Origin of the sequence: Herbaspirillum sp. Sphag64 (genome assembly GCF_014192645.1) — a bacterium.
Classification (GTDB): Bacteria; Pseudomonadota; Gammaproteobacteria; order Burkholderiales; family Burkholderiaceae_D; genus Herbaspirillum.
In genome coordinates, this window is sequence record NZ_JACHYE010000002.1 from 209,007 (window position 1) to 233,224 (window position 24,218).

A 24,218-nucleotide genomic window follows, 5' to 3' on the forward strand; every position below is an offset into this window, starting at 1 on the left:
TGATTCTAATTGTTGCATTGACGAGGGACGAGTTTGTCGATGTGTTCATTGACGATCCACGCTTTGCGCGGTTGTTAATGGATGAAAGAATACGCCAAAGTGGACAAAATGTCCTAACGGCAATGACGCGCCCGCATGCCCATGTGGATCGCCTCAAAAAGCAAAAAAGCCAGCAATAAGCTGGCTTTTTCACAACGACTATATCAGCGCCTGGCGCTGGTAGTTCAGCGCTTGAGCTGCTCCAGATCACGCACAGCGCCACGATCCGCGGACGTCGTCAAGGCTGCATAGGCTTGCAGCGCTTGTGACACAAAACGCTCACGATTGACGGGCTTCCAGGCATCCTGACCACGCGCTTCCATCGCGGCACGGCGGCTCGCCAGTTCCTCGGCAGAGACACGCAGGTTGATGGTACGCGCGGGGATATCGATATCCACCAGATCGCCCTCTTGCACCAGACCGATAGCACCGCCTTCAGCCGCTTCCGGCGAAGCATGACCAATCACCAGGCCCGACGAGCCACCCGAGAAACGACCGTCGGTAAACAATGCACATGCCTTACCAAGGCCCTTCGACTTGATATACGAGGTCGGATACAGCATTTCCTGCATGCCAGGGCCACCCTTAGGGCCTTCGTAACGCACGATGACCACATCACCGGCGTGTACCTTGTCACCCAGAATGCCCTCCACTGCCGCATCCTGACTTTCGAAAACCCGTGCGGTACCCGAGAATTTCAGAATGCTTTCATCCACGCCAGCCGTCTTGACGATACAACCCTTCTCGGCGATGTTGCCATACAGGACCGCCAGACCACCATCCTGCGAGTAAGCATGCGCGCGATCGCGGATGCAACCGGCAGTGCGGTCGAGGTCGTTATTTTCATAGCGTTCTGCCTGAGAAAACGCCACCTGAGTCGGCACCCCACCTGGCGCAGCGCGGAACAGCTGGAGAACTGCGGCATCTTTGCTGACACTGATATCGTATTTTTCGATCGCCTCACCCAGCGTCTTGCTGTGCACGGTCGGCAAGGAGGTATCGAGCAGACCGGCACGCGCTAGTTCACCCAGAATCGAGATAATGCCACCGGCGCGATGCACGTCTTCGATATGGAACTTGTCGGTCATCGGTGCCACCTTGCACAGACAAGGTACCTTGCGCGAGATGCGGTCGATGTCCGCCATCGTAAACGCCACTTGCGCCTCATGCGCAGCTGCCAGCAAGTGCAACACGGTATTGGTCGAGCCACCCATGGAAACATCCAGCGCCATCGCATTTTCAAACGCCTGCTTGGTGGCGATGCTGCGTGGCAGTACCGAATAATCGTCCTGCTCATAGTGACGCTTTGCCAGTTCGACAATCAGTCGGCCAGCGCGCAGGAACAACTCTTTGCGGTCAGCATGGGTTGCCACGATGGTGCCGTTACCAGGCAGGGCCAAACCCAGCGCTTCGGTCAGGCAGTTCATCGAATTGGCAGTAAACATACCTGAGCAGGAGCCACAGGTTGGACAGGCCGAGCGCTCAATTTCTGCCACATCGGCATCCGAAACATTGGTGTCACCGGCCTTGATCATGGCGTCGATCAGGTCCAGCTTGATGACTTTCTTGTCGTTGTTGACAACCTTGATCACCTTACCGGCTTCCATCGGACCACCGGACACAAACACCACCGGGATGTTCAGGCGCATGGCAGCCATCAGCATGCCTGGGGTGATCTTGTCACAGTTGGAGATACAGACCATGGCGTCGGCACAGTGCGCGTTGACCATGTATTCCACCGAATCTGCAATCAGATCGCGCGATGGCAGGGAGTACAGCATGCCGCCGTGCCCCATGGCGATACCATCATCGACGGCGATGGTATTGAATTCCTTGGCAACACCGCCGGAGGCTTCAATCTCACGCGCTACCAGTTGCCCCAGATCCTTCAGGTGAACGTGGCCTGGCACGAATTGCGTGAACGAATTAACAACGGCGACGATTGGTTTCTCGAAGTCGCCGTCCTTCATGCCGGTTGCGCGCCACAAAGCGCGGGCACCTGCCATGTTGCGACCTTGCGTGGTCGTGCGGGAACGGTATGTAGGCATGATGGGGTCTCCTCAGAACTGGTATCAAATCAAGGCGACAAGATTGCCGTGAGTGCTACCAACTGTCAAATATATAATTTGATGGTTATTAATACTTTTTACGTATTAATCGATGCGTTGAGCAACACGCCATGAGCGATCACTTGCATGACATCCTGAAGGCCATGCAAGTTACCTTCTCCGTGTAGTTTATTCAGCCCAGAACTTGTTGAGTGAGTCGATATGCTCTTGCGAGACGTGTTGCAACAAGGACGCGGCGGCAATCGACAGACGCATCAAATTGGCGGCATCGGTTTTGCCGATGGCCGGTGGTGAGGCTTCTTCGGCTTCACAGTCGAGATTGATTTCGCGTACCAAGTCACTGGCATAAACGATTTGCAAGCTGCTGCGGATAGCTGCGGTAACGTCACGGGTCAGTTCGATGAAATCGGCGAAGCGTCCTTCTTTGCCGGGGCCGAAGATCCAGCGGGAGTCTTCGTGGGTGGGGGGGATGGTTTGTTGATCAGGTGTTTGGGGAATGCTCATCACAGAATCCTTAGCAAATATAAACAGCAAAGCCGAAGCGCGGCCTGTTCGCCATCTATGAATTCGAGCTTCCCAACTCGGACCCGTTTTTCTCCGGGACTTGCGCAGTATCCTTTGTTGCCTCGGTTATCGTCAAGGCAATGAGTTTGACAGGCAGTGAGTTTGTTTCTTATCAGTTTTTTCGCTGAAGAGCCGCAAAAACAAAAAAGCCCGCACGAAGCGAGCTTTTAGAAATTCTGGTGGAAAGTGCAAGTTTCGAACTTGCGACCCCTGCAGTGTGAATGCAGTGCTCTACCCCTGAGCTAACCTTCCGATGGGTTTATTGCTGATGCTTTCACAAACACGTCTTATGTGAAGCGGCGCGTATTATTGCATAGAATTCATTGCCCGGGCAAGCAGCTTTCAACACCAGTTACCCGGCAGTGATTACTTACTGCGCCGGAGCAGGCGCAGCGGCGACTTCGGGCACAGGTTCCGTGCGCCATACGCAAGTGCCTCTCACCTCCTTGTCGAGCGCACCGAGCACAGCCTCATGCAAGGCCAGCTCATCTTCACTGGCAGCAACCACCATCACCTCAGCCAACGGTACCAACTCAATCTCAACAGCGCCTTCATCCTGCTCATCGGCAGCACCAAGATCCATGGTCAGACTGTTCTGACCACGCGTCATCGCCAGATAGACTTCGGCCAGCAAGGCTGCATCCAGCAAACCACCGTGCAAGGTACGGTGTGCATTGGAAATACCGTAACGGTCGCACAAGGCATCCAGCGAATTGCGTCGTCCCGGATGCTGCTCCTTGGCCATTTGCAGCGAGTCGACAATATTGTCAACGTGCTCGGCAAACGGTGGCAGACCTAACAGCTTGAACTCGGCATCCAGGAAGCCAACGTCAAAGGTCGCGTTGTGAATGATGATTTCTGCATCACGCACATAATCCCGGAACTCATCCACAATCTGCGCGAACTTGGGCTTGTCGCGAAGGAACTCGGTGGTCAATCCGTGTACCGCCAGCGCGCCCTCTTCCGAGTCGCGCTCGGGGTTGATATAGAAGTGCAGGTTGTTGCCGGTGAGCTGGCGATTAACCAGCTCGACGCAACCGATTTCGATAATGCGATCGCCACTGCGCGCATTCAGGCCCGTGGTTTCAGTATCAAGAACAATTTGACGCATGTTTTCTCCGGATGACATTAACGCACTGTCTCCACGCCACGATTGGCGAGTTGATCGGCACGCTCATTGCCAGGATGACCGGCATGTCCCTTGACCCAACGCCAGACAATCTTGTGCTCTGCTTGCGCGGCATCGAGCGCTTGCCACAAATCGACATTCTTGACCGGCTCACGCGATGCGGTCTTCCAGCCACGGGCCTTCCAGCCATGAATCCACTCGCTGATCCCTTTTTGTACGTATTGGCTATCGGTGTAGACGGTGACATCACAGCGGCGGTTGAGCGCGTTGAGCGCTTCGATTACGGCCTTGAGTTCCATCCGGTTGTTGGTGGTGTTACGTTCGCCGCCGCACAACTCCTTTTCGCGTCCGCCGGCGACCAGCAACGCGCCCCAACCGCCAGTGCCGGGATTACCCTTGCAGGCGCCATCAGCGTAAATTTCCACCTTGTCCAGACTGTCCTGCCCTGCTTGTTCTACGTTTTCCATACTGACTTCTTGTTAGACCTTCGATGTTGTTGCGTGTTGAATGGACCGGAATAGCATCCGGCCGCTATTTTATTCTCTGTGTTCGCGATGAATTCGATTGGTGGCGGGAACACCCTTGGGCACCTTCACCTTTTGCTTTTGCCAGGCCGGACCAATCAGGCGCATACCCTTGACACGCTTGATCGCCTGCACAATATAGACCGCACCAAGATAAGGCCACCAGCGGTCACCCGCCTTTTCCATGAAGTCAAAGCGCTGCAGCCATTTGTCAGTCGTGCACGGCGGCGCGTAGCAACCAAAGTGACCACGATTGACTTCCATATTGAGCAGCTGCAACCAGTCTTTAAGCCGCGGTAGGTTGATGAATTCACCATCCTGCGGCAGGAAATGCGCACCGGTCAGACGACCGACTCCTTGCCGCATGCCCCACAAGCTGATCGGATTAAAGCCACAGATAATGACTTGCCCCTCGGGAATCAATACCCGTTCGACCTCACGCAGTACCTGATGTGGCGCGGCGCTGAACTCGAGCACATGCGGCAATACCACCAGATCCAGACTTTGCGTGGCAAACGGCAACTCTGAAAAATCATGCGCGACCACCTGCGGTATTGCCCGACCATCCTGAGAAACCAGTGGCATAGCAGTATCTGTCAGCCAGCGATAAGGCATACGATTGGCGTTGAGCGCCTCAATCTGCGGCAAACCGATCTGCACCGCATTGAATCCGAAAATATCGGCTGTCAGGGCATCCAGATGCTTTTGCTCCCAGGCACGTACATAATTGCCGATGGGCGTCTGCAACCAGCTGTCGAGGTCCGTCACCGCCGCTTGCTGCGCGGACAGCCCACTGCTGCCAATAGGCTCTTCGGGAGCGGGTTTCGGCTTTTGGTCGTCACGCATCACGCCAGCCTCTCAGCGGGTACACTATGGCTGACTGACATTTCCGCCCACGCCGACCAAGATGACCATGCCTGCCCATCAGACACCAGCGACACCAGCCCTGACTGTATTAACTGTTCCTGCATTTGACGATAATTACCTGTGGTTGATCCATGATGGTGTCCATGCAGCCGTTGTCGATCCGGGTGACGCCACTCCCGTACTCGCAGCGCTCGAAGCGCATTCCCTGACGCTGGTCGCTATTCTACTGACACATCATCACGCTGACCATGTCGGTGGCGTACCGGCGTTGTTGCGACATTGGCAAGTACCGGTCTACGGCCCCGCCAGTGACAACATCCCGGCCGTCACCAACCCGCTGTGGGAGAACGATCTGGTACAACTACCTGCGCTGGGATTGTCCTTGCAGGTACTGGATGTGCCGGGCCATACGCGCGGCCATATTGCCTATGTGGCGGCTGAGCAAAGCTGGCTGTTCAGTGGCGATACGCTGTTCGCCGGGGGGTGTGGCCGCCTGTTTGAAGGCACGGCGGCGCAGATGGTGGCGTCCCTGGATAAACTTGCCAGCCTGCCAGACAACACCAGCGTTTATTGTGCCCATGAATATACCTTGAGCAACCTGCGTTTTGCACTGGAGGTTGAACCAGATAATCGTGCCCTGCAGCAACGTATGGTCGCGGAACAGGACAAGCGTGCGCAGCGAATACCAACCGTACCGTCAAACATTGCGTTAGAGAAATCCACCAATCCTTTTTTGCGTTTCCGCGAAAACAGTATCGTCACTCGACTGAAGGCCACTGAGCACCTCTCCCCATCCATCTCGAACCAGGATTCCCCCAGGATTTTTGCTGCACTGCGAGAATGGAAAAATAACTACCGATAAGCAAAAATAGAGTCTTTTAACTACCTTTTAGAAAAAGGCTTGCAAAAAGATCACGGAAGTTCGTGGTCTTTTATAGAACTTTTACTTGACGAGTGAAAAGGGGCTTACGTACACTCCGTCTATTCTGCAAATTTCAACGGCTTGCAAGCCGTTTTTAAGACAAACAGGCGATTTTGTTGCTTTTTAGCGACATCATCTTAAATGACGCTGTTGTCTCTATCTGTTCCCAACTGCTGCTTTTTCCTGCCTTCTCGCGCAGGAGGGCAAGCACATAACTGCGATTGATAGAGTGCCCGGCGTCAATGTCAATGCCAACTGAACAGGATTTCGTGCCCATGCAGCGAATACTCAAGACACTAGCGATTGCCACGCTTTTCTCTCTAGGCACGCCGCTCCTGGTTCACGCCAACGACATCTCAATCTACCCTGCCCCGTTCAACGCGATTGATCCAAATAATCCGACCGCCAATGCCACGCCAGGCATGGAAGAAATTGATGTCTGGGCGCGGATTCGCAAAGGTTTTGGCATCCCCAATCTGGAAAACCCATTAGTTGACAGCCAAACCCAGTGGTTTAGCTCACGCCCTGACTATATAGAACGTACAACGCTGCGCGCATCGCGCTATCTGTTCCACGTAGTTCAGGAACTCGAAAAGCGTGGCATGCCAACAGAACTGGCTTTGCTTCCCTTCATTGAATCAGCGTTCAATCCACAAGCGCTGTCGACGGCCAAGGCAGCCGGCATGTGGCAGTTTGTGCCAGCAACCGGGCGCGACTACAACCTGAAGCAAAACATGTTTACCGACGAGCGCCGCGATGTACTGGCCTCCACCGATGCCGCACTGACCTATCTGCAAAAGCTATATGGCATGTTTGGTGACTGGCAACTGGCACTGGCAGCTTACAACTGGGGCGAAGGCTCCGTGCAGCGCGCCGTGAACCGCAATCTGGCAGCCGGCCTGCCGATTGACTTCAATACCCTGTCAGCACAAATGCCCGTGGAAACACGCAACTACGTGCCGAAACTGCAAGCCGTCAAAAATATTATCGCCTCGCCCGGCGACTATGGCATTGACCTGCCCAAGGTCGATAACCAGCCTTATTTCGTGACCATCGGCAAGACCCGCGATATCGACGTCAAGGTTGCTGCACAGCTGGCAGAACTGTCGCTGGATGAATTCAAGGCACTCAATCCGCAATTCAATCGCCCGGTGATCATTGGTGGCGAAGATACCAAGATCCTGTTACCACAGAGCAATGCCGAGAAGTTCAAGGCCAATATTGCCAAGTTCACCCAAACCCTGTCGTCCTGGACAGCCCATACTGTCTCCAGCGCCCGCGAGCGGATTGAAACCATCGCCAGCAGGTTTGGCACCACGCCTGAAGTGATCCGTAGCGTCAACCAGATCCCGCCGCGTATGGTACTCAAGGCCGGCTCCACCATTCTGGTGCCGAAGACCGAAGACACCATGGAGCAGGATATTACCCAGGAAGTGGCTGACAACGCCCATCTGGCAGTGGCGCCGGATGTTCCAGAAACCCGCCGGATTTACGTCAAAGCTGGTCGCCGCGATACCCTCGGCTCGATTGCCAGCCGCTATGGCGTGAGCGTGATGCAGATCAAGCAGTGGAACGGTTTGCGTCGCGATGTACTGGCCAATGGTCAAAGCCTGCAACTGCAAGTACCGAACCGCGCCGCCGCACCGATACGTGCACGCCAGGTAGTGCGCGCACCAGCACGCCCGATCCGCCGGGCACCGGTGCTGGTCAAGAACACCCGCCGTCCGGTACAGGCGCCGGTACGTCGTGCGGCCAATGCAGCACCAATCACGCTGGCTTCGGAACGCGGTACACGCAAGCAGTAATACGCTGAGGCTACGTAGAGCAGCATCAGTATTATCGCTAACCAATACGCCAAACGGCTGGCTCCCTGCAAGGGCCAGCCGTTTTTGTTTGACCGATGCTTTCGAAGTCACTTTATTGTTGCAGCGCAAAATTTGATGGCACATGGCGCGCGCAAACGTTCCCAGCTGAACTACGATCTCGCAAAAACCTGTCAAAACCCGCTCATACCCGCGCCCGGCTTGTCGCAGCGCGACATAAGAGACCGCGTCATCTGCTTCTATTTCCTGAAATCTGGTGCTATTATCCATTCGCGCAAACGTTTGCGCCCAATCCAAAGACGGCATCGTCCATGATGAAGGTGCTGTCAACTACAACGAATATCTGGAGACTTTGATGAAGACACGTATCCGCCTCAAGTTGATTGCTGCAACCGTTCTGGCTTGTGCTTTGCCGTTGGCACCTGCAATGGCCCAGACAGCTGCCAAGCCGAAAGTCGCGCTGGTGATGAAGTCGTTGGCCAATGAGTTCTTCCTGACCATGGAAAATGGCGCCAAGGAACATCAGAAAGCCCACGCTGCACAATACGACCTGATCGCTAACGGCATCAAGGATGAGCAGGACACCGCTAATCAGATCAAGATCGTCGAGCAGATGATCGTGGCCAAGGTCAATGGCCTGGTGATTGCACCAGCCGACTCCAAGGCACTCGTACCGGTGATCAAGAAGGCGATTGATGCAGGCATCATCGTGGTCAATATCGATAATAAATTCGATGACGCAGCGCTCAAGGAAAAAGGTATCTCGGTGCCTTTCGTTGGCCCGGACAATCGCAAGGGTGCCAAGCTGGTGGGTGACTATCTGGGCAAGCAGCTCAAGAGTGGCGATCCAGTCGCGATCATTGAAGGCGTCTCGACCACGGTGAATGCACAACAACGTACTCTGGGCTTCCAGGATGCGATGAGCGCCATCGGTGCCAAGGTCGTCACGGTACAGTCTGGTCAGTGGGAAATCGATGCTGGCAACAAGGTGGCCGCATCCATTTTGAATGCCCATCCTGAAGTCAAGGCACTGCTGGCAGGCAACGACAACATGGCGCTCGGTGCGGTTGCCGCAGTCAAGGCCGCCGGCAAGACTGGCAAGGTGCTGGTGGTGGGCTACGACAATATCAACGCCATCAAGCCGATGCTCAAGGACGGTCGTGTGTTGGGTACGGTAGACCAGTTCGCCTCGCAGCAAGCGGTGTTCGGTATTGAAACTGCACTCAAGGCCATCAACGAGAAGAAGCCACAGAACAGCCTCGGCGGTGTCGTCGAGACCAAGGTACAACTGATCACCAAAGATACCAAGTAATCGGTAACAAGCAATGTCTGGTTCACACTACCCCACGGTGTGAACCAGACCTAATATCGTGGACGGGCACCGGTGTGCTGCCCGTCTGACGAGATGCCTTTATCCTTTGTCGTTTCACACACAGCGTCCTCTGCTGGAGCTGACATGTCTCAAGAATCCAAACAAACCGTACCTTTGCTGAGCCTCACTGGCGTTGGCAAGACCTATGTAGAGCCCGTCCTCAGTGACGTCAGCATGACGCTTGAGCCCGGTCAGATCCTGGCGCTGACTGGCGAGAATGGTGCTGGCAAAAGTACCTTGTCCAAGATCATTTGTGGTCTGGTGACACCCACCGACGGCAGCATGCTGCTTGACGGCAAAACCTATGCGCCACGCTCACGCAGCGAAGCGGAGCAACTGGGTATCCGGATGGTGATGCAGGAACTGAACCTGATCCCGACCCTCAGCATTGCCGAGAACCTGTTCCTGAACCAGTTACCTCAACGCTTCGGCTGGATCGACAGAACACGGCTGGCGGCAGCGGCGCGGGCCCAGATGGCGGCAGTTGGCCTGACCGATATCGACCCATGGACGCTGGTCGGCGAGCTCGGTGTCGGACATCAGCAAATGGTAGAGATTGCGCGCAATCTGATCGGCACCTGTCGCCTGCTGGTGCTCGATGAACCGACCGCCATGCTGACCAGCCGCGAAGTGGAATTGCTGTTTGCCCAGATTGCCCGCCTGCAGGCTGAGGGGGTCGCCATTATCTATATCTCGCACCGACTGGAAGAACTCAAACAGGTCGCTGACCGGATCGCGGTGCTGCGTGACGGCAAGCTGGTCTGTGACGATGCTATCGCTGGTTACAGCAGCGATGCGCTGGTACAGCTGATGGTCGGTCGTACCGCTGAAAGCGAACTGGACCTGGGCCAGCGCCAGATCGGCGCACCGCTGCTGCGGGTGCGTAACCTGGGGCGTGCACCGGTGGTCGCTCCGGCTTCATTTGAACTGCGCGCTGGCGAAATCCTCGGTATCGCTGGTTTGATTGGCTCTGGTCGTACCGAACTGTTGCGCCTGATCTTTGGCGCAGACCGTGCAGATCAGGGCGAGATTTTTATCGGCGACCAAACCCAGGCAGCACGTATTGACTCCCCTAAGTCTGCCATTGCGGCCGGTATCGCCATGATTACCGAGGATCGCAAGAGTCAGGGTCTGCTGCTGCCGCAATCAATCGGTATCAATGCCACGCTGGCCAAACTGGGCAATGTCAGTCGTCTGGGCATACTCGATGGCCAGGCCGAAGCGGACGTTGCCGAGGACTATATCCAGCGGCTGCGCATCCGTTCACGCAATGGCGCACAGGCTGCTGGTGAACTTTCCGGCGGTAATCAGCAAAAGGTGGTGATTGCACGTTGGCTGTATCGCGACTGCCCGATCATGCTGTTCGATGAACCGACCCGTGGCATCGACATCGGTGCCAAGTTCGATATCTATAAACTGATGGCGGACCTGTCGCGTCAAGGCAAGGGCCTGCTGATTGTCTCCAGTGATCTGCGTGAGCTGATGCTCATCTGTGACCGTATCGCCGTCATGAGCGCAGGCCATCTGGTTGATACCTATGAACGTGGCAACTGGACTCAGGAAGCGATTCTGGCCAGCGCCTTCAGTGGCTATGTCACACCTGCTGCGACTGAAGTCGCCACCTGAGCGCTTGCTCACTGACTATTTAATTCATCATGTCGACTCCACTCCCCTCTTCTACGCCAGCTTCTACGACCATGAGCACTTCTTCCCGCGCTACCTCAACCACCTCTGGCATGCTGGCCAGTCTGGCAGGACTGAAAAACTATCTGGGCCTGATCATGGCGCTACTGGCCATGTGCGCCCTGTTCGGCTTTCTGAGTGAAAACTTTCTCACGCTGGCGACCTTCAGCACCCTTTCCAACGACATACCGACGCTCGTCGTCATGTCTGTTGGCATGACCTTTGTGTTGATCATTGGCGGTATCGATCTGTCGGTCGGCTCCGTCATGGCGCTATCGGCATCGATGCTGTCAATGGCGATGGTACGTTGGGGCTGGCCGCTCGTTGGCGCCAGTATTCTGGGCATATTTGTGGGTAGTCTGTGCGGCATGCTGACCGGGCTGATTTCGGTTGGCTGGCGCATTCCCTCCTTCATTGTCTCGCTGGGTGTGCTGGAAATGGCGCGCGGCATGGCCTATCAGGTCACCAATTCACGTACCGAATATATCGGTAGCGCAGTTGACAGCATCAGCTCGCCGATCTTTCTGGGCTTGTCACCGGCCTTCATTGCGGCAATCGTGATTGTCGTCATTGGTCATCTGGTGCTCACTCGTACGGTGCTCGGCCGCCATTGGATCGGCATCGGCACCAACGAAGAAGCTGTCCGGCTGGCAGGGATCAACCCGCGCCCCAGCAAGATTCTGGTGTTTGCGTTGATGGGCTTGCTGGCTGGCGTTGGTGCCTTGTTTCAGGTATCGCGACTGGAAGCGGCTGATCCCAACGGCGGTGTCGGCATGGAACTGCAAGTGATTGCGGCCGTCGTCATCGGTGGTACCAGCCTGATGGGTGGCCGTGGCTCGGTGATCAGCACCTTTATTGGCGTGCTGATCATTTCGGTGCTGGAAGCAGGTCTGGCGCAGATCGGTGTCAGTGAGCCGATGAAGCGCATCATCACTGGTCTGGTGATCGTCGCTGCCGTGGTACTGGACACCTACCGTCGTCGCGGCGAGCGCAGTCTGCACTGATGCATGCTGTATCAATGCATTGTTATCATTTTTACTGATTGATCCGCCATGGCTACCATCAAGGATGTTGCCCGCCACGCAGGTGTTTCCTACACCACCGTCTCGCACGTGTTGAACAAGACCCGTCCAGTAAGCTGTGACGCCCGTCAACGCGTGCTGGCCGCTGCCGAGGCCTTGCACTATGTGCCCAGTGCACTGGCACGCTCGCTGCGCAGCAAGGCTACCGGCAGTATCGGCTTGATCATTCCCAACAACACCAATCCCTACTTCTCGGAAGTAGCGCGGGGTATCGAAGATTGCTGCTATGCCGCTGGTTACAGCGTCATCCTGTGCAATTCCGATGATGATCCAGCCAAGCAGCGCGATTACCTGAACGTCTTGCTGACCAAGCGTTGCGACGGCTTGATCGTCGCCACGCTGGCGCAGACCGACGGTGAGCTGTTGCGCAAGATGAAGGTGCCAACGGTCTTGCTTGACCGCGCTCCCAAGGAGCTGAGCATTGATCTGGTCGCGGTCGATAATGCCGCCGGTGGCGTTTTGGCGGCACAACATCTGCTGGCGCTGGGGCGTCGTCGCATCGCCTGCATCGCGGGGCCACAAGGTCTGGATATCTCGGAAGAACGGGTCGCCGGCATGCGTCGCGCATTGGCCGATGCTGGCATGACCTTGCCAGAACAGTTGCTGCGCTATGCCGACTTTACCAGTGCCGGCGGCTATGAAGCGGCACGCGCGCTGCTCAGTCGCGGTGAGGTACCGGACGCTATTTTCTGTTGTAACGATCTGATGGCCATTGGCACACTGCGTGCAGCTGCCGAGCTTGGCATTGCGGTACCACAGGCCTTGTCGGTGGTCGGCTTCGACGATATCGATCTGGCCCGCTTTGTGCATCCGCCGCTGACCAGCGTGGCACAAAACACCCGTCGTCTCGGTCAACTGACGGCGCAATGTCTGCTGGAGCGTATCGCTGATCCCGCCCGCCCGATCGAGCATCAGACCATCACCCCTGAATTGCATGTGCGCGGCTCGACCGTGCTTTCCTGAATTTTTACCAAGAACACTTCACCATGATAGTCATCATCGGCAGCATCAATATGGATCTGGTATTACGCGTCTCGCGCATGCCGGTCCCAGGCGAAACCATTAGTGGTGGCCAGTTCCGTACCATCCCCGGCGGCAAGGGAGCCAATCAGGCGGTCGCCTGTGCCCGCTTGTCGGCTGGCCGGTCGCCGGTCGCCATGATTGGCTGCCTCGGTGACGATGGCTTCGGAACACAATTACGCGCCGCACTACAAAAAGACGGTATCGATGACCGTCATGTCAGCACCATTGCCAATACCGCCACTGGTATCGCCACCATCATCGTAGACGACAACGGCCAAAACAGTATCGTGCTGGCGGGTGGTGCCAATGATGCCCTCAGTCCGGCACATATCGATGCCGCGCACGCAGTGATTGCACAAGCCAGCATCGTGGTGCTGCAGTTGGAAACGCCATTGGCAACCATGCGCCACGCGATTGCCGCCGCCCATGCATTAGGCAAGACGGTAATGCTCAATCCAGCGCCGGCGCAAGCCTTGCCAGCAGAATCGCTGGCCCAGGTGGATTACCTGATCCCCAATGAAATTGAGGCTGCCATGCTAGCCAGCATGGCCAAGCCCGACATTGCCAGCAACGTCGGCACACGACAGTTAGATGCGATGATCGGCACGTTGCGTGCCAAAGGATGCCGCAAAGTCTTGGTGACCTTGGGTGACAAAGGTGTCTATGCGGCACTGGACGGTGAGGCGCAGCACTTCCCGGCACAACGGGTCAACGCCATCGACACCACCGCAGCAGGCGACACCTTCATCGGTGGCTTTGTGGCAGCACTGGCAGAAGGCTTGAGTGAGACCGAAGCGATTGCCTTCGGTCAACGCGCCGCTGCGCTGAGCGTGGCAAGGGTCGGTGCACAGACGTCAATCCCTTATCGCAGCGAACTCGAACAATAAAATCTATTTCCCGGAGACTTGCATGAAAAAGACCCCTTTGCTGCACGCCGCGCTGTCACAGGTAATTGCCTCGCTTGGACATGGCGAATCCATCGTCATCGGAGATGCCGGTCTGCCAGTGCCGCCCGGTGTGCCCCTGATCGATCTGGCACTGACCCGTGGCATACCAGGCTTCATGGCAACCTTGGAAACAATACTGAGTGAAATGCAGGTAGAGCAGTACATTGTTGCGACCGAACTGGCGGAGCGCAGCCCGGAGATCGCGCAACAGATTGAGCAATTGGGTCTGCCTGGACAGCAGGCATTACCGCATGAGCAGTTCAAGGAGCGAACGAAACTCGCCAAAGCGTGTATTCGCACAGGCGAATTTACGCCTTATGCGAATATTATTTTGATTGCTGGTGTGGTGTTTTGAGTCAGGATTGAATCGGTTTGTTTATCACTTGCTGATCTCAAATAAGAAACTCCCAAAGCAGGTATTGGATATTCAATGCTTTGGGAGCGCTTTAATTATTCTTTGGTCAATCGGGAAAGCTCTGTAAGCATCTCCTCCATTTCTTGATGGACTTGTTTAGCAATCTTTATTTCGTTACCGAGAAACGAACTTGTTGTATTGAAAAGAACGTTATTACCTGTTGAATCGACAGACTCTTCGGTTTCGATATCGGCGGTGCCATCCCACCACATCTCTGAGAGGGATAGATCAAATTTCGGTTTGGCTTGATTATCGGAGACTAAACCATCATAGCCCATATCGATACCACTCTCATCAGAGCCCCACCTTTTGATTGGCACTTTTTGAGTATCCGCGGAGTTTGATTCCTCTAATATCAACTTAGGCGCATCATGCACCGTGATTGGTGTCTTGTTGACCGGGTGTGTAGTTTGTAAATGTGCAAAGTCTTTGACAACTTTTTTCACGAGGACGTTTGGTCCGATAACTTCGCCCGATTTACTCTTGTCGCCACCAGGAGGGATACCCCAATAAAAAGTACCCTGTGGATTGACAATGTTACGCCCAGGGTTTTCAGCCAGGTTATAGAATGCCTTACTTTTATCTACCTCAGTAATAATCTCAGGCACCTTGTATTTATCACCCTCATGCCGATACTTACTTCCATCGATCGCCGTGACGCCGGAACTACCTGTGCGGATAACTTTGATTTTATTAGCAGTGGAAGACGATTCTTCCATTTCTTTAATTTTCGCGGCTATTAATGGACTGATCTTTTTAGGTTCTCTCGTACCTGTTCTAGATTCTTGCTCTGACTTTTGAACCGGGGATCTGACGACGTATTGACTGCTATCTTCTGTATCACTGACCGTTTGTGAAAGCGGAGACGATTTTTTTCCTTCAAAATGTAAGTCGAACTTCTTCGCCATATCTTTTACAGGAGACCCAGAATATGCGACAACCTTATAAGGCTCTCTCTCCGCCTTTTGAACCGGAGGCCTGACGAAATGTTGGCTACTATTTTTGGCACTAATGACTTTTTGTGAAATCGGAGAAGAAGCATTTTTTTCAGAATGCTGGTCAAAAAGCGCCACCATATTTCTTACAGAAATTTCAGACCCTATTACATTACTCATTCTTACCTCACTTTGTTGGGTATCAAGACAACCAATCACACCTACTACCAAGCATGAGATTTTAGGTTTCTGCGAGGAAATTCCTATAAGACAGGAATGAAAATGAAATCTTTCTTATCTGACTGCCGTCAGTAATCCGTCAACACCAGATCGTCCGGGTCCGGATCAGCAGCATAGGTGGCCGCTGCCAGTAGGCGCTGGGTATAGGCATGTTCTGGTTGTTGTAGCACCTGCTCAACCGGTCCGCTTTCGACCACCTTACCGTCTTTCATCACCACCACCTGATGTGCCATGGCACGGATGACGGCCAGATCATGACTGATAAATAAATAGCTCAGGCCAAATTTATGCTGCAGCTGCGCCAATAACTGCAAGACCTGCTGTTGCACGGAAACATCCAGGGCCGAGGTCGGCTCATCCAGCAGTAGCAGCTCAGGTTGCAGGATCAGCGCACGCGCAATGGCGATCCGTTGACGCTGGCCGCCAGAAAATTCATGTGGATAGCGCTGCAGCATGTCCGCCGACAAACCGACCTCTTGCAAGACCTCCTGTACCGCTGCACGACGTTCGCTAATCATCAGCTGAGGACGATGCAAGGCCAGCCCTTCGGCGACGATCTGTTCTACCGTCATCCGCGGTGACAAGGCTGCAAACGGATCCTGGAACACAATCTGCATGCGCGCACGCAATGGCCGCAGCGTAGCGGCCTTCATCGCGCTGATCGACTGCCTGTCAAAGATGATGCTGCCCTCGACATTGGCGCTCGACAGGCGCAGCAGCGCCATCCCCAGCGTCGACTTGCCCGAACCGGATTCACCGACAATTCCCAGCGTCTCGCCCTTGCGCAACTGCACACTGACGTCATCGACGGCAGCGAATGTCTTCTTGCGCCACCAGCCCTGTGTCAGCTGGAAGCTGCATGTCAACTGGTCCGCTGCCAGCAGCACCGGTGCCGACTCAGCTACCGGCAGCACACTGCGCACCGGCTGGCTGGCCAGCAGCTTGCGGGTATAGGGCTGTTGCGGGTTGACATACAGGGCACTGGTGGTATTGCTCTCGACCAGCCTGCCCTGCTCCATCACCCCCACACGATCAGCAAAATGGCGTACCAGATTCAGGTCATGCGAAATCAACAGCACTGCCATGTTGTCGTCGCGCTGCAATTGATTGAGTAGCTCCAGTATCTGCACCTGAATCGTGACATCGAGCGCGGTGGTCGGCTCATCGGCAATCAGCAGCTTAGGCCGGCACGCCAGTGCCATGGCGATCATGGCACGTTGCCGCTGGCCGCCGGATAACTGATGGGGATAGGCCAAGGCACGCCGCGCTGGCTCCGCAATCCCGGTCTTTTCCAGTAACTCAATGCTGCGCAGTGCTGCTGCCTTGGCGCTCAGCGATTCGTGCTCCTGCAATACCTCGGCAATCTGATTGCCAATGGTGAATAGCGGATTGAGTGCCGTCATCGGCTCCTGAAAAATCATCGCAACATCATTACCGCGGACACCACGCATGGCGCGTTCCGATTTTTGCAGGATATCTTCGCCATTGAACAGGATACGACCGCTGTACTGGGCATCCTGATTGAGCCGCAAAATCGACAAGGCGCTCACGGTCTTGCCCGAGCCGGACTCACCAACAAGCGCAAATTTTTCCCCGGCGGCGACAGAAAAGCTGACCTGATCCACCACCTGGGCACTGCCAAAGTGCACCGAGAGATTTTCAATACTGAGCAGGCTCATGCTTTTCTCCGCACATCGAGGGCATTGCGCAGCGCATCGCCAATATTGGTCAGCAATAACAGCATGACAGTCAGGACCACGAACGTGGATAAGGCAATCCACCAGGCGTCGAGGTTGTTCTTCCCTTGCGCCAGCAATTCCCCCAGGCTGGGCGTCGATGGCGGTACGCCAAGCCCCAGAAAATCGAGACTGGTGAGTGCCAGAATCGAGGCGCTCATGCGAAATGGCAGGAAGGTCACGATTGGTGTCAGGCTATTAGGCAGGACGTGTCGCCAGATGATCTGTGCATTCGACAAACCGAGCGCACGCGCTGCCTGTACGTATTCCAGATTGCGGTTGCGCAGGAAGTCGGCACGCACATAGTCGGACAAGCCCATCCAGCCAAAGAGTGACAACAGCACCAGCAGCAAACCGATACTGGGCGCAAAGATCGAGGAAAAGATGATCAACAGATACAGCTCCGGCATGGAGCCCCAGATTTCCAGCACACGCTGCATCAGCAGATCGGTGCGACCTGCGAAGTAGCCTTGTAGCGCGCCTGCCAGCAAACCCAGCACCACACCCGTAGCAGTCAGCGCCAGACCAAACAGGATCGAGATCCGGAAGCCATACAGCAGGCGTGCCAACACATCGCGCCCACGATCATCGGTACCGAGCCAGTTATCGCTGGAGGGTGGCGCCGGATTGGGTGCCTTGGCGAAGTAATTGAGCGTATCGAAGCGGTAATGATTCAGTGGATAAATGACCCAGTTGCCATCCTTCTTGAATTGCTCCTGAATGAAGGGATCGAGATAGTCAGCTGGCGATTCGAAATCACCACCAAATACCTGCTCAGAGTAATCGTGCAGAATGGGGAAGAGAATTTTGCCGTGATAACTGGCCATGAGCGGCTTGTCATTGGAGATCAGCTCGGCACCGAGGCTGATGCCAAACAGCACGAGGAAGATGATCAAACTCCAGTAGCCGCTACGGCTCTGGCGGAAACGCAGCCAGATGCGACGCCCCGGAGAAATCGATGGTTTAGCACTCATTTGGCAAGACTTTCAAACTGAAGGCGCGGATCAGCCCAGACGTAGCACAAATCGCCGAGCAACTTGACCACCAGACCAATCAGGGTAAACAGATACAGTGTGCCCATGACCACGGGATAGTCACGTCGGATCACCGATTCATACGACAGCAATCCCAGTCCATCGAGTGAGAACAGCGTTTCGATCAGCAGACTGCCAGCAAAGAAGGCACCGATGAAGGCTGCCGGGAACCCGGTCACCAGAGGAATCAGTGCATTGCGAAACACGTGCTTGTAGAGCACCTTGCTTTCACTGAGCCCCTTGGCGCGCGCAGTCAGCACGTATTGACGGCGGATTTCGTCGAGGAAGGTATTTTTGGTCAGCATGGTCATGACTGCGAACGCGCCAGCCACCGAGGCAATCACCGGTAAGGTGATATGCCACAGATAATCGACAACCTTGCCTGCCAGTGAGAGGCTGGCCCAATTATCCGAGGTCAGACCGCGCAGCGGGAACCACTGCAGGAAGCTGCCACCACCAAACACCACCAGCAGGAACACGCCAAGTACAAACCCAGGGATGGAATAACCGACCAGAACAAGCGCACTGGTGATGGCATCGAAACGACTGCCTTCGCGCACAGCCTTGGCAATCCCCAGAGGTATCGAGATCAGATAGGTGAGAAAGAATGTCCACAAGCCAATCGAAATCGAGACTGGCAACTTCGATTTCACCAGTTGCCAGACATCGGCATGATGATAGAAGCTCTGCCCCAGATCGAACCGTAAAAAACCCTTGAGCATGCTCCAGAAGCGCTCCACAGGTGGTTTGTCAAAGCCATAAAGTGCCTTGATTTCCTTGATCCGCTCGGCATCGACGCCTTGACTGCCACGATAGGCCGAGGCACCACCACCGGATGCTTCACCAGCGCCGCCGCGCCCCTTCATTTCCAGCAATTGCTGCTCGACCGGACCACCTGGAACAAACTGGATCACCGCAAACGTGATGGCGATCACCCCGAACAAAGTTGGCACCATCAACAGGATGCGCTTGAGGATATAGAGCCAGAGTTTCATTGTGCTTTCCTCATTTTGGCTTGACCTGCCACCAGGTTGAGATCACGTAGGGATCGGCCTGGTAATACAGCGGCAAGCGCTCCGGCATGCCGAAGCGATTGCGATAGGCGATCCGGTGTGTCGACGAATACCAGTGTGGTATCACGATGTGTTGATGCAGCAAGACCCGGTCCAGACCACGTGCGGCAGCGACCAGCTCCTTGCGGGTCGTGGCCTTGACCAGCGCCGTTACCAGTTGGTCGACTACCGGATCCTTGAGACCCCAGACATTGTTGGAACCCTTTTCATCGGCAGCCTTGGAACCGAACATATCGAACATTTCAGTGCCGGGACTACTGACATCGGGGAAGCGCACACTGGTCATGTCGAAATCAAAATTTTCCATGCGCTGAGCGACCAGTGCGTAATCGGCGGTGCGCTGAGTCACCTGCATGCCCAGCTTTTCCAGCGTGTGCGCATAAATACTGATAATGCGCGACATGGCCGACTGATCATCCAGAATCTCAAACGCGAACACTTCACCCCGCGCATTTCGCAAGGCACCATCACGATATTCCCAGCCGGCCTGACGCAGGAGTTCGCGCGCACGCAGCAAATTGGTGCGCAGCGAACCCGGTGGGTCAGTCGCCGGTGGCACGGGTGCTGCGCCAAAGACGGCGGGATCCATCCTGCCACCAGCATTGCGGAGTTGCTCCAGCAACTTCAGCTCATCGCCCTGAGGTACGCCGGTGGCTGCCAGCTCGCTGTTGTTAAAGAAGGAGTAAATACGTTTGTACTGGCCGTAAAACAGCTGCCGGTTCATCCACTCAAAGTCGAGCGCCAGCCCCAAAGCCTGCCGCACGCGGATATCCTCGAACAGCGGCCGCCGCAGATTCATCACAAAGCCCTGCATGCCAGCGCCGTTGGAATGCGCCAGCTCACGCTTGACGATCTCGCCGCTGCGAAATTTAGGACCGTTGTAGTTGCGTACCCAGTTCTTGGCGCTATATTCGACCACGACATCAAATTCACCAGCCTTGAAGGCTTCCAGTCGCGCCACATCATCCTGATAGAAGCGATAGACGATACGCTCGAAATTAAAGCTCCCCTTGCGCACCGGGATATCGTTGCCCCAATAGGCTGGATTACGTTTATAGGTAATGCTGCGACCGACATCGTAGGTGTCGATCAGGTAAGGGCCACTGGTAATCGGCGCTGCCAGTTGAATCTTGTCGAAGCTGGTGCCGGCGGCCCATTTTCTGGAAAATACGGGTACACCACCAACGATGAGCGGCAATTCGCGATTGGGGGTCTTGAACTCAAAGCGGACGGTGGCCGGACCAACGACAATGCAGTCTTTGACATCGACAAAGATCGATTTGAATTGCGGCGCGCCCTTGGCCAGCAGCGTGTCGTAGGAATATTTCACATCCTCGGCCGTAACCGGATCACCATTGTTGAAGCGCGCTCGCGGGTTGAGATGAAAGCTCATCGCCAGTCGATCAGGTGCCAGCACCATATCGTCAGCCAGCAAGCCATACATGGTGGCGACTTCGTCCGATGAAGACGTCGCCAGGGTTTCAAACATCAGCGTAGAGATACCGGCTGCGGCAACGCCTTTGAGCGAGAACGGGTTGAATTTGTCGAAACTGCTGCGGCGGTCAGGATTGGCCAGATACAAAGTGCCGCCCTTGGGCGCGTCCGGATTGACGTAATCAAAATGGGTAAAACCGGGCGGATACTTGGGCGTGTCGTACTGCGAAAAAGCGTGCGCGGCCATTGCTGTATTACTGCAGCCAGTCGCCATGACGGCCATTGACCATAAAAAGTGGAGTAAAAATTTGCGCATGCGTGATGATCGAGTCGAAGTCCTAAGAGAGTGTAAACAAATTGTTATCGCATTTTACCGACAGATGCTCTCGTGCAGTCTTGCCAAAACAAAACAATAGCGTACCTGAGCCCAAAAGTTGCCCTCGTGGCGGCAAGCCCCTACAATCTTGCCCAGTTCAGGCATAAAACGATGGCCATTGCTGGTTGACAATGCGTGTGGCGGAGGTAATCTGCTGCGCGATGTGCACGCAACAATCAGGCCAGTGGCGTGTCGGGAACCGCAATCCCTCTTACTTCGTCTGACCAGCCGCGGCAGTTGTCGCAGCGACCAGATGAATCACTCGGAGTCAACATGGCATTTTTGCAAGGCAAGAAAATCCTGATCACAGGTCTGTTATCCAACCGTTCGATCGCCTATGGCATCGCACAGGCATGCAAGCGCGAAGGCGCGGAACTGGCCTTCACCTATGTAGGCGAACGCTTCAAGGACCGTATTACCAAGTTCGCCGAAGAATTCGACAGCAAGCTGATCTTTGATTGCGACGTCGGCAGCGACGAGCAGATCAACGCCCTGTTTGCCGATCTGGGCAAGTCCTGGGACCATCTAGACGGTCTGGTACACGCGATTGGTTTTGCCCCTACCGAAGCGATTGCAGGCGACTTCCTGGAAGGTTTCTCGCGTGAAGGCTTCAAGATCGCCCACGATATCTCGGCCTACAGCTTCCCGGCGATGGCCAAGGCAGCACTGCCTCTGCTGCGTCCAAATTCGGCGCTGTTGACGCTGACTTATCTGGGTTCGGAGCGTGTCGTGCCAAACTACAACACCATGGGTCTGGCCAAGGCTTCGCTGGAAGCCAGCGTGCGCTATCTGGCTGAGTCGCTGGGTCCGAAGGGCGTGCGTGTGAACGGCGTGTCGGCAGGTCCGATCAAGACGCTGGCAGCCAGTGGCATCAAGGGTTTTGGCAAGATTCTGGGCTTCGTCTCCGACCACGCCCCACTGCGCCGCAATGTGACGATTGAAGACGTCGGCAATGCCTCGGCTTTCCTGTTATCGGACCTGGCCAGCGGCATCACCGGCGAGATTACTTACGTCGATGGTGGCTTCTCTCGCATCGTCGGCGGTATCTCGGAATAAAATTCCCGTATAGATTCGTACCAAAAGTAGTAAATTGTTGTATCATTCGGTTTGTGCATTGCAATACGATGCACGAACCGTAATCCGATGTTATTGCGACAAAGGGTGATCTGACCAGATCCACCATCGCCTTAAGTCAACGGGTTATGAACCTAGTTGTACTGAGCAGCTTCGCAAGCCCACACTGTCGCGCTAGACATTCGACAGTACGTAGTAAAAGCCCTCCCGCCTTGAGTGTCCCTCTGTGACACCGTCCCGGCGCAAAGCTTTTGTGCCGAAATTTCTTTGTTTTTCTTAGTCATTTCGTTGGTTGGCGTCGCTTTTTTGCGTTCACCGCATTTGTACTGCGCGCGTTGCCTATTCCGCAATCGCTGCGCTGCATTGCATTTGTCTGGCGCTCATATATATACCGAAAGAAAACATGACTTTTGAAACACTCGGCCTGCATCCTTCCATTATCAAAGCCCTGACTGACGCTGGCTATACCAAGCCAACAGCGGTACAGGAGCAAGCTATTCCAGCCGCCATTGCTGGCAAGGATCTGCTGGTATCGTCGCAAACCGGCTCCGGCAAGACTGCCGCTTTCATGCTGCCATCACTGCACAAATTTGCCTCCCTGCCACCTGCCCCGGCTGGTACCAAGACCCCGAATCAAGAAGCGCAAGCTGCGCGCTCCCGCGGTGATCGTCCGCGTTTTCGCGCTGCGCAGCCAAAGATGCTGGTTCTGACACCAACCCGCGAACTGGCTTTGCAAGTCACCACTGCAACCGACAAGTACTGCGGCCATATGCGCCGTATCAAGGCGGTATCGATTCTGGGTGGCATGCCGTATCCGAAGCAAATGCAATTGCTGTCGCGTAATCCAGAAATTCTGGTCGCTACTCCTGGCCGCCTGATTGACCACATGGATTCCGGCAAGATCGATTTTTCCGAACTGCAGATTCTAGTGCTGGACGAAGCTGACCGCATGCTGGACATGGGCTTCATCGAAGATATCGAAAAAATCGTAGCTGCCACACCGGCTACCCGTCAAACCATGCTGTTCTCGGCAACGCTGGACGGTGTCGTCGGCAACATGGCCAAGCGCATCACCAACGCGCCGCAGATCATCCAGATCGCTGGTTCGGCCACCAAGCATGAAAACATCGCTCAACGCGTGCATTTCGTGGACGATCTGTCACACAAGAACCGCCTGCTGGACTTCCTGCTGCGCGACGTCACCATGGATCAGGCAGTTGTGTTTACGGCCACCAAGCGTGACGCCGACACCATCGCTGATCGCCTCAATATTGCTGGTTTTGCCGCGGCGGCACTACATGGTGACATGCATCAGGGTGCGCGTAACCGCACACTGGACAGCCTGCGTCGTGGTCAGGTGCGCGTACTGGTAGCAACTGACGTTGCTGCTCGCGGTATCGATGTGCCAGGCATTACCCATGTATTCAACTACGATCTGCCGAAGTTCCCGGAAGATTACGTCCATCGCATCGGTCGTACCGGTCGTGCTGGCCGCAACGGCGTTGCCGTATCGCTGGTCAATCATGCAGAAGGCATGCACGTCAAACGTATCGAGCGCTTCACCAAGCAACCGATTCCAGTGGACGTCGTGGAAGGCTATGAGCCAAAGAAAACAGCAGCACCGGCACGTACTGGTCGCAAGCCAGGTGGCTGGCGTCCAGGCGACAACCGCAGCGGCCCACCACGTGCCGGTAGCGGCAATGGCGGTGGTCGTAGCTTCGGTGCCGGTAAACCAGGCAGCGGCCCACGCAAGGAAGGTAGCGGCGGCTACAAGGGCGGCGCAGCACGTACTGATGGTGCACGTCGCTCCTACGGTGATCGCTGATCGTTCAGATTAGCTGTTGCTAAAAATCAAAA

20 protein-coding genes and 1 tRNA gene are annotated in these 24,218 nt (G+C 55.3%); 10 read left to right on the forward strand and 11 right to left on the reverse strand.

All coding sequences use genetic code 11. The features are described from left to right. Window positions 1-224: 224 nt before the first annotated feature. The 6 genes from ilvD to FHW66_RS05945 all read right to left on the reverse strand — a co-directional run bounded on the left by ilvD (window position 225) and on the right by FHW66_RS05945 (window position 5,171). Window positions 225-2,087: a dihydroxy-acid dehydratase gene (gene ilvD, locus FHW66_RS05920; RefSeq protein ID WP_183378845.1), complete on the reverse strand. Its 1,863-nt coding sequence runs from the start codon at window positions 2,085-2,087 to the stop codon at window positions 225-227. A gap of 189 nt (window positions 2,088-2,276) precedes the next feature. After that, window positions 2,277-2,612, reverse strand: coding sequence for a hypothetical protein (locus FHW66_RS05925; protein WP_183378846.1), 336 nt, complete (start codon window positions 2,610-2,612; stop codon window positions 2,277-2,279). A 237-nt stretch (window positions 2,613-2,849) separates the two neighbouring features. Beyond that, a tRNA-Val gene (locus FHW66_RS05930) sits at window positions 2,850-2,924 on the reverse strand. Between the two features lie 118 nt (window positions 2,925-3,042). Beyond that, window positions 3,043-3,783, reverse strand: coding sequence for a DNA polymerase III subunit epsilon (dnaQ, locus tag FHW66_RS05935; protein ID WP_183378847.1), 741 nt, complete (start codon window positions 3,781-3,783; stop codon window positions 3,043-3,045). Between the two features lie 17 nt (window positions 3,784-3,800). Next, window positions 3,801-4,235, reverse strand: coding sequence for a ribonuclease HI (gene rnhA / locus FHW66_RS05940; protein WP_183379077.1), 435 nt, complete (start codon window positions 4,233-4,235; stop codon window positions 3,801-3,803). A gap of 102 nt (window positions 4,236-4,337) precedes the next feature. Continuing rightward, window positions 4,338-5,171, reverse strand: coding sequence for a class I SAM-dependent methyltransferase (locus FHW66_RS05945; RefSeq protein ID WP_183378848.1), 834 nt, complete (start codon window positions 5,169-5,171; stop codon window positions 4,338-4,340). Window positions 5,172-5,238: 67 nt separating this feature from the next. Between FHW66_RS05945 and gloB the strand changes: the two genes are divergently transcribed. The 8 genes from gloB (at window position 5,239) to rbsD (ending at window position 14,399) form a co-directional block, all read left to right on the forward strand. After that, window positions 5,239-6,054: a hydroxyacylglutathione hydrolase gene (gene gloB, locus FHW66_RS05950; RefSeq protein ID WP_183378849.1), complete on the forward strand. Its 816-nt coding sequence runs from the start codon at window positions 5,239-5,241 to the stop codon at window positions 6,052-6,054. Between the two features lie 335 nt (window positions 6,055-6,389). After that, the gene (locus FHW66_RS05955; RefSeq protein ID WP_183378850.1) at window positions 6,390-7,919 is read left to right on the forward strand and encodes a transglycosylase SLT domain-containing protein; all 1,530 of its coding nucleotides are present in this window, start codon (window positions 6,390-6,392) and stop codon (window positions 7,917-7,919) included. A gap of 373 nt (window positions 7,920-8,292) precedes the next feature. Further along, the gene (locus FHW66_RS05960; RefSeq protein ID WP_183378851.1) at window positions 8,293-9,249 is read left to right on the forward strand and encodes a sugar ABC transporter substrate-binding protein; all 957 of its coding nucleotides are present in this window, start codon (window positions 8,293-8,295) and stop codon (window positions 9,247-9,249) included. A gap of 144 nt (window positions 9,250-9,393) precedes the next feature. Continuing rightward, window positions 9,394-10,935, forward strand: coding sequence for a sugar ABC transporter ATP-binding protein (locus FHW66_RS05965; RefSeq protein WP_183378852.1), 1,542 nt, complete (start codon window positions 9,394-9,396; stop codon window positions 10,933-10,935). A 71-nt stretch (window positions 10,936-11,006) separates the two neighbouring features. Continuing rightward, window positions 11,007-11,996: an ABC transporter permease gene (locus FHW66_RS05970; RefSeq protein WP_183378853.1), complete on the forward strand. Its 990-nt coding sequence runs from the start codon at window positions 11,007-11,009 to the stop codon at window positions 11,994-11,996. Window positions 11,997-12,044: 48 nt separating this feature from the next. Beyond that, window positions 12,045-13,037 (forward strand): LacI family DNA-binding transcriptional regulator, encoded by a 993-nt coding sequence (locus tag FHW66_RS05975; RefSeq protein ID WP_183378854.1) that lies wholly within the window; start codon window positions 12,045-12,047, stop codon window positions 13,035-13,037. A gap of 23 nt (window positions 13,038-13,060) precedes the next feature. Continuing rightward, window positions 13,061-13,984: a ribokinase gene (rbsK, locus tag FHW66_RS05980; protein ID WP_183378855.1), complete on the forward strand. Its 924-nt coding sequence runs from the start codon at window positions 13,061-13,063 to the stop codon at window positions 13,982-13,984. A gap of 22 nt (window positions 13,985-14,006) precedes the next feature. After that, complete coding sequence (gene rbsD, locus FHW66_RS05985) at window positions 14,007-14,399, forward strand: D-ribose pyranase (RefSeq protein WP_183378856.1); 393 nt, start codon at window positions 14,007-14,009, stop codon at window positions 14,397-14,399. Window positions 14,400-14,494: 95 nt separating this feature from the next. On the opposite strand, the gene FHW66_RS05990 is transcribed toward rbsD, so the two are convergent. The 5 genes from FHW66_RS05990 to FHW66_RS06010 all read right to left on the reverse strand — a co-directional run bounded on the left by FHW66_RS05990 (window position 14,495) and on the right by FHW66_RS06010 (window position 21,194). Next, window positions 14,495-15,574 carry a hypothetical protein gene (locus FHW66_RS05990; RefSeq protein WP_183378857.1) on the reverse strand — a complete coding sequence of 360 codons (1,080 nt, stop codon included), beginning with the start codon at window positions 15,572-15,574 and terminating at the stop codon, window positions 14,495-14,497. A 128-nt stretch (window positions 15,575-15,702) separates the two neighbouring features. Further along, on the reverse strand, window positions 15,703-17,313 hold the full coding sequence (locus FHW66_RS05995) for an ABC transporter ATP-binding protein (RefSeq protein ID WP_183378858.1): 1,611 nt from the start codon (window positions 17,311-17,313) through the stop codon (window positions 15,703-15,705). Further along, window positions 17,310-18,344 (reverse strand): ABC transporter permease, encoded by a 1,035-nt coding sequence (locus tag FHW66_RS06000; protein WP_183378859.1) that lies wholly within the window; start codon window positions 18,342-18,344, stop codon window positions 17,310-17,312. The genes FHW66_RS05995 and FHW66_RS06000 overlap by 4 nt, the downstream gene beginning before the upstream one ends. Further along, complete coding sequence (locus FHW66_RS06005) at window positions 18,341-19,399, reverse strand: microcin C ABC transporter permease YejB (RefSeq protein ID WP_183378860.1); 1,059 nt, start codon at window positions 19,397-19,399, stop codon at window positions 18,341-18,343. Before FHW66_RS06005 ends, FHW66_RS06000 begins: the two co-directional genes overlap by 4 nt. A gap of 10 nt (window positions 19,400-19,409) precedes the next feature. After that, window positions 19,410-21,194: an extracellular solute-binding protein gene (locus FHW66_RS06010; protein ID WP_370543411.1), complete on the reverse strand. Its 1,785-nt coding sequence runs from the start codon at window positions 21,192-21,194 to the stop codon at window positions 19,410-19,412. 366 nt (window positions 21,195-21,560) lie between these two features. On the opposite strand from FHW66_RS06010, the gene fabI reads away from it, so the two are divergent. Together fabI and FHW66_RS06020 are read left to right on the forward strand one after the other, a co-directional pair. Next, the gene (gene fabI / locus FHW66_RS06015) at window positions 21,561-22,343 is read left to right on the forward strand and encodes an enoyl-ACP reductase FabI (RefSeq protein ID WP_183378862.1); all 783 of its coding nucleotides are present in this window, start codon (window positions 21,561-21,563) and stop codon (window positions 22,341-22,343) included. A gap of 421 nt (window positions 22,344-22,764) precedes the next feature. After that, the gene (locus FHW66_RS06020; protein ID WP_183378863.1) at window positions 22,765-24,186 is read left to right on the forward strand and encodes a DEAD/DEAH box helicase; all 1,422 of its coding nucleotides are present in this window, start codon (window positions 22,765-22,767) and stop codon (window positions 24,184-24,186) included. The last annotated feature ends 32 nt before the right edge of the window (window positions 24,187-24,218 follow it).